Genomic DNA, 13,111 nt, shown 5'->3' on the forward strand with positions numbered 1-13,111 from the left:
AATAAATGGCACTATTGAAAGCCTAATTTTAACCTTATTTTAACAGGATAGATAAGTATGCAGAAAACGCATAAAAAAAAGGGCCAAAGGGCCCTTTTTTGTGCTTAGCTATGCAAAAATAATTTACGCACTAGGGTCGTTTCTATTCCACCATAGCAGTCTAGCCAACGCAGGCAGTACAATTATTGCACCAAGCATATTCACAACGAACATAAAGGTAAGCAAGATACCCATGTCCATCTGGAACTTGAGCGATGAGAATACCCATGTACTTACGCCAATTGCTAGCGTAATACCGGTAAACAACACTGCGCTTCCACGTTCCTTCAATGCAGCAAAATACGCTTCCTGTACTGTTGCTCCCTGCTTCAACATTGAGCTCTTAGTAGATAGGATATAGATACCATAGTCTACGCCTATACCCACGCCCAGTGCGATAACTGGTAACGTTGATACGGTAAGTCCAATTTGAAGGTAAGTCATTAGCGCTTGCGCAAGTACAGATACCACATAGAGCGGAATAACAACCACTAACGTAGCGCGTACCGAGCGGAAGCTGATTAAGCAAAGCGCAATAACTGCACCGAATACGTAGAGCATCATTGGGTGTTGAGCTGCACTTACAGCTTCATTGGTAGCGGCCATTACGCCAACAGGGCCAGATGCTAAGCTAAACTTCATATCATCAGTTTCGTATTCACTGCGATATTCTTTCACCGCGTCCACAACACGAGAAATAGTTTCTGCTTTGTGATCTTCCATGAATAGGATGATAGGCATCACTGAACAATCACCATTAAGTAAGCCTGATGATGTTGGAATGCGTGAAATAGCTTGAACCAATGTTTGCTGATTGCGAGGTAACACCTGCCATTTAACATTCCCTTCGTTATAGCCCGCATTCACAACTTTAGCTACTGAGGCCAACGAAACCGCTGACTGTACGCCGTCAACATTTTCCATTTTCCATTGGAAATCATCCATAGCTTTCATTACAGGGTGAGACGTACATGCTTCAGACGTGGTCTCAACGAGTATTGAAATATAATCAACGGTAACCTCGTACTTATCTGTAATCAAGAAAGTGTCTTGATTGTATCGAGAAGTTTCGTGCAGTGCCGGCGCACCTGCATGCAAATCACCAATTTTCATGTTCTGCGCTTGGAAGTGACCAAACACAAAGAGCGCTGCCGTGATGATAAGAATTACCGCTGCAGGCTTTTTATGTGAACATGATGCTATAAGTTCCCAGAACTTTGCATTTGCGTTTTCCTTACCCGCAAATTTTTCTACGTACTTTTGGTCAAGCTTAAGAAAGCTCATAAGCACTGGAAGCAGTAACAAGTTTGTTAAGATAATAACTGCAACACCCATACTCGCAGTAATAGCAAGCTCGCGAATAATGCCGATATCGATAACCAATAGCGTCATAAAACCTACGGTATCAGAAAGTAGTGCAATACCGCCCGGTACAAGCAAGTTTCTGAATGCAGCCATGGAAGCTCGCTTGGCACCTATGCCTGTCACCGCTTGTTTTTCGACGGCATTGATCATCTGTACGCCGTGGCTCACACCAATGGCAAATACCAAAAATGGTACCAAGATAGACATAGGGTCCATGCCAAAGCCAATAGACGTAAGCAGGCCTAACTGCCAGATAACCGCAATGATTGAGCACAGAAGCGGTAGCAAGGTAAGCATGATGCTACGCGAGAAGAAGTACACCATTACTGCAGTAATTGCGATAGCAATGGCAAAGAACACCAGTACGTCTTTTGCACCGTCAGCCACATCACCAATCATTTTAGCGAATCCAATAATGTGAATAGACGTTTGGTCGTTTTCGTATTGGCCGCGCAGCTGCTCTTCAAGCTCAGCCGCTAACTTAAGAGTGTTTAATGGCTCGCCCGTTTGCGGGTCGATATCAAGTAATTGTGCTGTAACCATTGCACAGCTGTAGTCACTTGAAACTTGACGACCAACAATATTTGCTTTTTCAACGTTTGCCGCCACAAGCTCTAGTGCCTTTGGGCTAGAAGAATTGAAATCGGCTGGTATTACTGGACCGCCAGCAAAGCCACCTTCTACGATTTCAGTGAAACGTGTAGACGGAGAGAATAAAGAGATAACCAGAGAACGGTTTACACCGTTAATAAAGAAAAGTTGATCGTGCACATTTTTTAATGTGTCGAAGAAATTCTGGTTGTAAATGTCGCCGTTTTTATCACAAACCGAAACAAGTATATTATTCGCACCACCAAAGTCCTGACGATGTTCAATATACGTTTTCATATACTCGTGATTAAGTGGAATGTTTTTTTCAAAACCTGCGTCAAGACGCATTTGAGATGCTTGATAACCTAAAAACACCGTTGCAAGGGCAAAAATAGCCACAACCAATATTCGGTTACCGAAGACAAGTTTTTCTAGAAACTGTGTCATTGTTCTTATACTGCCTTATTTAAGCGTCAACGTTTTAATGCCATTAGCGGTAACGGCAATGCTTGAACCATTAAACATCGTTGCATTGAGCAACGCGGCTTTATCTTCAACCTGAGTTACCTTAATACCATCATCTGCCTCGCAATCTGCGGGGTTGGCATATGGGTCACGCATACTCGTTGGCAATGGACGTGTTGCACTTACCATCATTCCATTATTACCAAGCGCAAAAACCTTTGACTCAGAACCAATCAAAATAGAATTAAGCGTACTTGATGAACACGTATTAACGTATTCCCATTCGCCTTCTTCACGGCTAACAAAAATGTTTCCGCGCAGTCCAACAGCCATAACAGTTGAATCGTCTAACGGCTTAATATCGAAGAAGGAGCCCGTGTAATCAACAGAATATCGCTCCCAAGACTCACCTAAATTATCACTTCGTGCCAGCAAACCAGCTTCACCGGCAAGGTAAAGCGTATCACCTTCTAACGTAATACGATTCAAGTGAGGCAAAATAGATTCAAGCTCTTGCTGATAGAACTCTTCGTTCTCTTCCCTAATATCTTCTAAGTACTCACGGTCGTATGGATCTAACAGGCTAGCATGACGCTCTGCAGTCCAATTTTCGCCGCCATCAACAGTTCTATAGAACAAACCATATGCACCCGTTGCAACACCGTGCATGTCATCAAAGAATAAAACGTCTAGAAATGGGCGTTGAAGATCAGGCTGGAAATTTTGAATAGTCCAGGTTTCGCCCTTGTCTGAAGAATGAAGAATGACGGCATCGTGACCCACCGCCCAAATTTTATCACCAACCACGGTAGTCGCAGTAAGTGTAGATTGTGTTGGTACACGCTTTTGAGTAAAAGCTTTTCCGTCTTGTGAAACTAGTACATGGCCTCGCTCACCAACAATAACAACAAATTCATCAGCGTCTATGTCCAACAGAACAGATTGCTCAACCAAAGGTGCCATAAATGCTTCTTCGGCAGTTGCAGTAATTGAACAATTCACTGCAAAACTAGCGGCAATGCACGCTGCAATGGTTTTTCTCATAAGTAACCATTCCCCCTATTAATATTGGTCTGTATACAAAAACGGTTGGCATTTGCCAACCGTTTGTTGTTTAGGCGATTAGCGCATACCTTCACGTCGCAACGCCTGAGGCGTAAACTCAACGTCTCTTGGACGTACAGTGAAGTCATACATCTCCTCTTCGTTATCAAGGCCAATTGCCAAATAACGACGAGAGTTTAAGTCGTGGTATGTATCAAGCGTAGACCACTGAGTTGGAACTTCATAGTAGTTCACCCCGTAAGCTACACCAACTCGATAAAGTTCGCCACGGTTATCATACATATCAGCAACTTGGATTTGCCAGCTGTCCTCATCAATAAAGAACACGCGTTTTTGATAAATATGACGGAAACCTTCCTTAAGTGTTGCCTCAACTACCCATACACGGTGTTTTTCCCAACGAGTTAGATCTGGGTTAACATGGTTAGGCGTAAGAATGTCAGCATACTTTGCATTATCTGAATGCAGCTTATAGTTATTGTATGCAACATACATTTCTTTCTTGCCTTTCAGCTCCCAATTATAACGGTTTGGAGAACCATTAAACATATCGAAATCATCCGTAGTACGAAGGCCATCAGCCGCTGTACCTGGTGTATCGTATGCAATGTTCGGAGCTAGACGAACACGACGCTGACCGGTGTTATATGTCCACGCTTTACGTGGTTCTTTCACTTGGTCTACTGTTTCATGAACAAGCAGTGCAGTACCTGCTAAACGTGCAGGTTTTGTTACTTTCTGCTTAAACATGAATAACACGTTTTCGTCAGTCAGCTTTTCTGGTGTTGCACCCTCTTCTGCGTATTTGATAAGCAGCTGCTCGTCGAAACCAATAACGTTATAGTCGCCACCGGTAGTAACCGCAGCTTGTCCACCGTTACGCTGTACTGCTTCGCCGCGATAGCGCAAAATGTGGTTCCAAATAGCTTCAAGACCATTCTGTGGAATTGGGAATGGAATACCCAACACCGCACCTTTGATACCGTTACCGTCATCTAACAGTTCAGCATTCATTGCATTTACTTTAGTGGCATCGTAAATAGACTGTGGGTTAGATGCAGAACGACGCGTTGGGTATACAGGCATGCGGAACGTATCAGGATAAGCCTCAAAAAGCTTAATCTGACCTTCTGAAAGGTAATCAGCATACTCTTTATAGTTTTGCGCTGTAATTTCAAACAACACTTTGTCTTCTGGGTAAGGGTCTTGGTGGTGGTCGCCCACAGTGTACCCCGCTGGCGCAGAGGTAATACCCCCTGTCCAAGCCGGAATACTTCCGTCAGCGTTACCTGCTTTTTCTGCACCAAGAGGAGTAAGAGCGCCACCTAACTTATTGGCCTCTGCTTCTGATACTTTTGCTAGCGCACTCGTTCCTGACAATGCAAGAGAAAGTGCTGCGGCAATAATTCCTACTTTTCTAATCATGACTACCACTCTTTAGATTGCGTATTTGATGTTAAATGAAACGAAGTCTCTGTCGGCCAGTGCATTGGTAGTACCAATGCCGCCCCAGAATGCACTATAAGAAGCCGTTGCAGACCACTTGCTTAAGTAGTCAAACGTGAACGACAGTGCTGCAGACTTAACATCTTCAGTGAAAAGGAATAATGGATCTGGTGTTGTACCTTCAACATCATGAGAGAACGTTCCGCGAACACGAAGGTTCATACCTGCAAAGATTGAGTTGTAATCTGCAACTGCGAGTAAACGGTAGCCCCATGCGTCGTCAGTAGCAAATGGATTTGTCTCTGGACCGTCAGACAAACCAATGTGTAAACCTTCACGGTTATTACCACTAGGCGTAGGTTCAAGTGAAGGAGTACGTGCTGTACCTGGCGCATTTAGACGCAGAATTTCAGGGTCTGGCATGTCTACAATGTTTACATAACCCGCTTCACCTAACAACACAAAGTTATCGGCACCAAACTTAGGACCGAACACGTGTGAAGCAGTAAACTGGATTTGATATGTGTCAGAGAAAATAAAACCTTCAGCAGTTTCACCAGGACCTACAGATCTACCAATATTGTTTAGTTGAGAGATACCTGCAAGGTCAGGGCGAAGACCAGCATTAGCAAGCTGCTCAGGCATACCCATGTAAAGCAGCTCAACATCATCAATTTGAAGAGGCTCGTCTACACGGTAAGCAAATTCACCTGCAAGTGCCGTTGTACCAATGTTGGTGTTAAAGCTCATGCCGTAAAGCTTGATATCTTCTGGGAAGAAAAACTCAGACTTAGTAAACGCACGAAGGTCTGTGATGTTATCACGCGTAATTTCATTAGCAGCCATAAACGCAAGATCTGCACCAATACCCGCTTGTGTGAAATCTGACGTAATACCTGAAATAAGTGGACGTTGGCTATGATAGTTAATGTGATAGAAACTAAACTCAGTTTCGTTCAAATCTTCAGCAAACCACGTAAGACGAAGACCATACTGGCCTTGGTCGTCAGCGTCGTTGCGCACCTCATCAGCGAATCCACGAACAGCAACTTTTGTTGGATAAGCAAGGTAAGCTTGAGAGATATCTGCTGCGTTAGCGCCCGCACGAAGTGCGTCGCCGTAGCCATTAAGTGCAGACAGTAAGTGTTCTAGGTCGATATCAGGGTTACCACTAAAACCTAACTGGATGTTCTGGCGTTGACCGCCCTCACCTGCAAAGTCATTACCGGCAAAGTAACTGCCTGATACTGGTAGCCAGCTTTCTTGCCACTCGTATTGGTAGTAGCCAGAAATGCTAACTGTGTCAGTTAAGCCTAAAGACGCGTAAACCATACCTACAGGAAGGAATACTTCACGAAGTTCTGCACCCGGTGCACGGGCACGTGTAACGTCTACAGGGTTAGTAGTGTTAATACCGTGCTGGATAAAAGTACTTTCACCCCAGCTGATCACCTGACGGCCTACACGTAGTGTGAAAGGTTTATCACCAAACCACCAGTCGCCGTAGAAGAATGCATCGTAAAGTCGTACGTCAGTACACAGAAGGTCTTCTGCTTCAGGATCTTGACAAAGGTCATACTGATTGCCTGTGATTGGGTTCGAGTATGGGCGGTCACCATCCATTTGTTCAAAATCGTAGAACCAAAAACCACGTGCAAAGAAACCATAGTCACCAAAATTGATGTCTAGTTCATGCGTACCTGAAACTTGTGTTGCAAATGCTTCACCTGGATCATGAGCTAGGTTACCTAAATCACCGTTGGTCGAATAACCACCGTCGGCCAGCGCCCATACATCAGCGCTCGAATAGATTGGATTGAAAGCAGCGTGATAGCCAGTCCAGTCAAATTGAGGATGGTTACTGTTACCGATAAGACCGTAATCTCTTGCTTCGGTACGAATACTGGTTGCAAGTGTGAACGTTGAATCTAATGTAATGCTTACATCACCAACCTGCCAATTTGCAGCGTGTGCAGGTACTGCGGCAGCACCTGCTAACGAGATAATTCCCGCTGCAACTGGTGACAATTTAAAAGCGCTAGGCCTGTTTTTCATATTTTTATACTCCCAAGTCGACGCGAATGTATACGTGACATCATGACCAACCATAACGATTAACAAAATCATTACATCATTTTGCAAGAACCGCAAGAACTAATCCTACCAGTTAACAATTTTTACAACATTAGTGGTATCAGATAGTTAATGGTTTATCGTCAGTATAAAAACGATTTATATTGCTATGTAAAAAATCGCCCCAAAAAGACCAAAAAACAAGCAATAGTAAAAGTGAAAAAGAACCACTTAATTTGCGTGAAAAATCTACTCAAATGGCGACACTTAGAAGCATGTTCGCTGCACGTTTCAGAAAAGCCTACCGAAGCTTTTCGAACGCTTTAATTTTCTTATTGGCATCAACAATCATACGATAACGGCCTTTCACTCCTAAAGATGTCACAAACTGTCTTAAACGACTGGTAGGCACCTGAATATTTAATCCAGATTCGCTTTGCATTACCACGCTAGGAACTGCGGGAGAATATAGTGCCTCACATTCATTGTAAGGCACGTTGATTGAAAAGTAATAAACAGTGTCAGAACTACTAATGTTTATCATAAGCAAGACTTTTACTTACTTTTTCGAACACGTCTTTACTAAGCCCTTTATGATTTAACAGCCTTGCAAGTTGCTCTTTCATTAACACTTGATGTGCTTCTGAATACCCCTGCCACTGTGTAAGTGGTGTCACTATGCGCGCTGCTACCTGAGGGTTCACGCTATCGAGCTTTAATAAGTAGTCTGTAATAAACTTATAGCCACTACCGTCTAGCGCATGGAACTTCTCTGCATTATAAAATGCGAAACTCCCCATTACCGCCCGAACCCTATTAGGGTTGCTCATAGTAAATTGAGGGTGTTCGCACAACATGGTAATTGTGGCGAAGATATTTTCTGAAGGCTGAGTAGCGTGCAGCGCAAACCATTTATCCAATACTAATGGATTGTGGTTCCATTTTTGTTCAAACGCTGCCATGAGTTTTTCGAATACACCTTTATCACTGTATTGCGAGGCGCTCAATGCCCCTAGCGTATCAGTCATGTTATCTGCGGTTTCAAACTGCGCTGTTAGCTTATCTGCATGTTGCGGCAGTCTAGCCAAATGGCCTAATACAACGTTTTTGCATCTACGACCTTGTATTGCCGCCTGTTCGTATTGGTACGTACCTTGTGGTATCTGTTCTAGAATAACCAGCAACTCAGTCTCTAATACAGTGGCAAACTGACTGCAAAACGCACGTCTAGCTTCAAGTAAGCTGTGAACATCAACATTACTACGGCTTTGACAAAGTGTTTCAAATGAAGGTATTACCAAACACTCACCCAAAAGCTCAAGGTTTTTGCTTTCCAAGGTAAGCGCATGCTTAATACCGTCCCACACTGCAGTGTCTATAACGCTGGTAGGGTCTAACTCTAATTGACCTATGCACTTATCATAAATGCCCTGCATAGCATCCCAGCGATTAAACGCGTCATTCGAATACTTAAATACTGTTAGTAACGAGTCAATATCTAGCGTGTTTTCAACTTTGGCTGGCGCCGAGAAATTACCTAATACAACAGGAGTGATTTTTGATTCTGCAGTTTTTGCCTTCACTTGAAGTGATAAAGTTTCCGAGTCTAGAATAACCATACCATCAGTAATTGTGCCCTGCTCGTCTTCATACTTGTTGCCTTGCTCATCAATTATCTCGATGTTTATAGGCATATAAAGCGGTTGTTTGTCGTTTTGATCTGACGTTTTCGGCGTATGCTGACGAAGAATAATTGTGTGATTACCCTTACCATCATCTAAATGAACAACACTAATTACGGGCGTTCCAGACTGACTATACCATAGAGAAAACTGTGTTAAATCCAAATCTGTTGCAGACTGCATTGCAGATACAAAGTCGTCACAAGTAACCGCTTGGCCATCGTGACGCTTAAAGTATTCATCCATACCAGCTCTAAAGCTTTCAGGCCCAAGCAAAGTATGAAACATTCGTATAACTTCAGCGCCTTTATCGTACACGGTGACCGTGTAGAAGTTATTCATCTCGATAACTTCCTCAGGGCGAATAGGATGGCTCATCGCACTCGCATCTTCAGCGAACTGATGCTCGCGCATAACGCGCACATGCTTAATACGGTTACTCAACGCAGACGTCATATCTGCACTGAACTGCTGGTCCCTGAATACCGTCAACCCCTCTTTCAAGCTTAACTGGAACCAATCACGGCACGTAACCCTGTTTCCTGTCCAGTTATGAAAGTACTCGTGCGCAATAACCGATTCAACATTGAAAAAGTCATCGTCTGTAGCACTATCTTGGTCCGCCAAAACAAATTTGCTATTGAATACGTTTAGGCCTTTGTTCTCCATGGCGCCCATATTGAAAAAGTCGACAGCAACAATCATGTAAATGTCGAGGTCGTATTCTAAACCAAATACATCTTCGTCCCACTTCATTGCGCGCTTTAGTGACTCTAGGGCGAAATACCCCTGGGAAGCCTTACCTTTATCTACGTACAGCTCTAAGGCAACGTCTTTGCCACTTTTTGTTTTATAGGTATCTGTAAGTAGGTCGAAATCGCCGGCTACTAGCGCAAATAAATAACAAGGTTTTGGATGAGGGTCGTGCCATGTAACAAAGTGCTGGCCATTGTCTGTCGCGCCCTTGTCTATAGGGTTCCCGTTAGACAACAACATGGGTATTGAATTTTGAGCGACTACAGTGACCGTGTAAACAGACAGTACATCTGGCCTGTCCATAAAGTAGGTAATTCGTCTAAACCCTTCTGCCTCACATTGTGTGCAATAAGCACCGCCAGAGAGATAAAGGCCTTCTAGCGCTTTGTTGTTTTCTGGCGCGATAGTGGTAACAATTTTTAATTTATAACTATTTAGCGGTGAATTTACGATAAGGCTATTTGCAGTTTGTTCGTAATACTGATCTGAAGCTGGGTTCTTACCTAACTCGTTGTCATCAATACTTACGGCATTTAGAACAAGACTGTCACCATCTAAGACTAGGGGCAATTGATGTTCACCCTCGCGCTTAATGGTAAGTTCACTGACTACTTTTGTTTCTGTAGGGTGAAGTGTAACGTGAAGTGTAACCGTTGAAATTGAAAAAGCAGGCGGCTGGTAATCCGCCCTGCGCTTTGCTTGAAGTGACATAGAATCTCCTAAAAGAAAGCCTACGAGCTAGCAGCCAAAGTACTGCTAGCTTAGAAAGTGTTAGATTTTATCTTCACCTGTTGTAGTAACTTTCGGCGGCGTAAGACGCAATATTTTAATACCTAGATACGCATAGATAATCGCAAGGATCGGATTGATAACGTTGAAGAAAGCATAAAATATGTAATCAAACGGATTAACAAGTAAAACACTGTGCATGTATGCGCCACAGGTATTCCAGGGAATAAGAGGTGATGTTAACGTACCTCCATCTTCCAAACTTCGAGAAAGATTTAGCTGATCAAGGCCTCGTTTTTTAAACTCTTCTTTGTACATGCGCCCCGGCATAACGATAGAAATATATTGATCGGCTGTTACCAAGTTGGTTCCAAAACACGTTAAAATCGTTCTGCTTACCATATCACCGGCAGACTTCGCACCTAGCAGGATTGCAGAAACAGCACGCTTCAACAGCCCTACACGTTCAAGTACTGCGCCGAAAGACATTGCACAGATTATCAGCCAAATGGTATTCAGCATTGACGACATACCGCCACGTGACAGTAGGCTATTTAAGTTCTCATCTGGTGTAGAAAAGCTTACACCGTCAAACAACGCTGTCCACACAACCTTCAGTGCACCGATGTTTTCAGAGTCATCTGTACTTGCCATTGCGACAACCACATCCCACTGAAAAACTACAGCCCAAACACCACCTAACAGCGCACCAATAAACACCGCAGGGAACGCAGGCATTTTCTTAATAGCAAGTGTGAGTAAAACAACAAGTGGAACAAGTAAGTGCCACCCCAAATCAAAAGAGGTATTTAAAAGCGCCTGCATTTCTTCAATGCGCTGTGCTTTGGCATCGCCCACTTCGCTGAAGCCAAGAAAAGTAAAAAAAACAAGTGCTATAACGAAGCTTGGTATTGTAGTCCAAAGCATGTAACGAATGTGTTCGAAAAGGTCAGTACCCGCAACGGCAGGTGCTAAGTTTGTGGTCTCTGATAATGGTGATATTTTATCGCCAAAATAGGCGCCAGAGACTACCGCACCGGCAGTAATTGCAGCTGACATCTCCATACCCGCAGCTACGCCCATTAACGCAACACCAACTGTTGCGGCTGTAGTCCACGAACTACCAATACTCATTGCCACTACTGCACATATTAAGCACGCTGCGGCGTAGAAAAACGACGGATTTAATAGTTCAAGGCCAAAGTAAATTAGCGTTGGTACTGTACCCGCTAGCATCCATGTGCCAATTAGCGAGCCCACTGCAAGAAGGATTAGACATGCCCCTAACGACATTGAAATACCGTCTACAATGCCCTTTTCAATCGTTTTCCAACGGTAGCCGTTTTTCATACCGACAATAGCGGCTATTCCCATTGCGAGTAATAGCGCAATTTGATTGGGGCCATAAGAAGAATTGTCTTCAAACAAATAAACTGCACTGCCCATCATGACCACGAGGGCGACGATAGGTAACATTGCATCAAGTAACGATGGCGTTTTTAATTCTTTATTCGACATTATTATTATTTTAAAACCTTAGCTTTGACTTCGAGTGCTTAGAAAACTGAACGATAAAACATTATTGCGATAACGACGGGGCAAACAAAACGTACGTACCAAGGCCAGATTTTCCAAAAAATACTGTGCTCAGCGTACTCATTACCTTCTTTTAGTTCATCGAGTATCGCGTCTCTACGCCATACCCAGCCGGCGAAAATACATAGCACTAAACCAAGTAACGGTTGGCTGTATTCCGTGGTTAACGCAATGACAAAACCGAACAAGGTTTCAAAATTGAAGATGATGATACAACTGAGCGCAAAAATGATAGAGGCCATTAGCACTACTGCTTTTTTACGCTTTAAGCCTTTGCTTTCTACCATGTAGGCCACAGGTACTTCTAGCATAGAAATAGAAGATGTTACGGCTGCAATTGCCATAAGTGCAAAGAATGTAAAGGCAACGACCAGGCCAACGGTTCCGATAGTATCAAATAGCGCCGGAAGCACTTTAAATATAAGCGTGTCACCTTGGATCAGCGCCCCGTCTGGCGTAAAAATTTCTACGCCATTATTCAATGCCACGTACATTGCAGGAATAATCAACATGCCTGCGATAACCGCAACACCTATATCGACTAACGCAACGGATGCACCGATTGTTGGAAGGTTTTCATTTTTACTAAGGTAAGAGCCATACACCAACATGGTGCCTACACCTAACGACATAGAAAAGAACGCTTGACCCATGGCGTTAATAAGCAATTCTGGATCTAACACTCTTGAGAAATCTGGAACAAGATACGCGCTCCATCCTTCAACCGCACCTGGTTGCAAGCTCACATAAACAATCAGTGCAAGGATAAGGATGACCAGCGTAGGCATTAGTCTAACTGACCACTTTTCGATACCCGACTTCACACCGCCTACAACGATAAATGCGGTTAACCCCATGAATAACAGACAAAATATTACGTTACGCGTAACCGAAGAGGTAAGCAGCCAATCGCTTGCAGATTCCAATCCGACAAGGCTTACCGCCGCGTCAGCAAAATAAACCAGCATCCAGCCACCAACAATGGCGTAGAAAGCTAAAATTAGCGACACAGTAACGCAGCCCCATAGGCCGGTTGCTCTTCCAATAAAGCTACCTGATATTTTACCTAGCGCGTCAACCATATTAGAACGCGTGCTACGGCCTATGATTAACTCAGCCATTAGTACAGGGTAAGCTAGAACGAAAGCGAGGAGTAAATAGACAAGTACAAAAGCAGCGCCGCCATTACTTGCTACCTTAGTTGGAAAGCCCCAAATGTTGCCTAGACCCACTGCTGAACCAGCTGCGGCCAATACAAATCCTATTCGAGAGGAAAATTCGCCTCTGATAGCCATGTTATTTCC

At 43.7% G+C, this 13,111-nt stretch carries 8 protein-coding genes; all 8 read right to left on the bottom strand.

Going from position 1 to position 13,111, the window contains the following annotated elements; translation table 11 throughout:
- Positions 1-123: 123 nt before the first annotated feature.
- Positions 124-2,442, bottom strand: a complete 2,319-nt coding sequence (locus V7R35_RS07835) for an efflux RND transporter permease subunit (protein WP_334014186.1) — start codon at positions 2,440-2,442, stop codon at positions 124-126.
- 15 nt (positions 2,443-2,457) lie between these two features.
- Complete coding sequence (locus V7R35_RS07840) at positions 2,458-3,504, bottom strand: WD40/YVTN/BNR-like repeat-containing protein (RefSeq protein ID WP_334014187.1); 1,047 nt, start codon at positions 3,502-3,504, stop codon at positions 2,458-2,460.
- Positions 3,505-3,582: 78 nt separating this feature from the next.
- Positions 3,583-4,950, bottom strand: coding sequence for a DUF1329 domain-containing protein (locus V7R35_RS07845; RefSeq protein ID WP_334014188.1), 1,368 nt, complete (start codon positions 4,948-4,950; stop codon positions 3,583-3,585).
- Between the two features lie 12 nt (positions 4,951-4,962).
- Positions 4,963-7,026 carry a DUF1302 domain-containing protein gene (locus tag V7R35_RS07850; protein ID WP_334014189.1) on the bottom strand — a complete coding sequence of 688 codons (2,064 nt, stop codon included), beginning with the start codon at positions 7,024-7,026 and terminating at the stop codon, positions 4,963-4,965.
- A 319-nt stretch (positions 7,027-7,345) separates the two neighbouring features.
- Entirely contained in the window at positions 7,346-7,588 is a 243-nt protein-coding gene (locus V7R35_RS07855) for a DUF2835 family protein (protein WP_334014190.1), read from the bottom strand.
- Positions 7,575-10,193, bottom strand: a complete 2,619-nt coding sequence (gene pepN, locus V7R35_RS07860) for an aminopeptidase N (protein WP_334014191.1) — start codon at positions 10,191-10,193, stop codon at positions 7,575-7,577. Before pepN ends, V7R35_RS07855 begins: the two co-directional genes overlap by 14 nt.
- A gap of 60 nt (positions 10,194-10,253) precedes the next feature.
- On the bottom strand, positions 10,254-11,729 hold the full coding sequence (gene nhaC / locus V7R35_RS07865) for a Na+/H+ antiporter NhaC (RefSeq protein WP_334014192.1): 1,476 nt from the start codon (positions 11,727-11,729) through the stop codon (positions 10,254-10,256).
- Positions 11,730-11,767: 38 nt separating this feature from the next.
- On the bottom strand, positions 11,768-13,102 hold the full coding sequence (locus tag V7R35_RS07870) for a sodium-dependent transporter (protein WP_334014193.1): 1,335 nt from the start codon (positions 13,100-13,102) through the stop codon (positions 11,768-11,770).
- Between the last annotated feature and the right edge of the window lie 9 nt (positions 13,103-13,111).

Source organism: Alteromonas sp. S167, assembly GCF_036864375.1.
Taxonomy (GTDB): domain Bacteria; phylum Pseudomonadota; class Gammaproteobacteria; order Enterobacterales; family Alteromonadaceae; genus Alteromonas.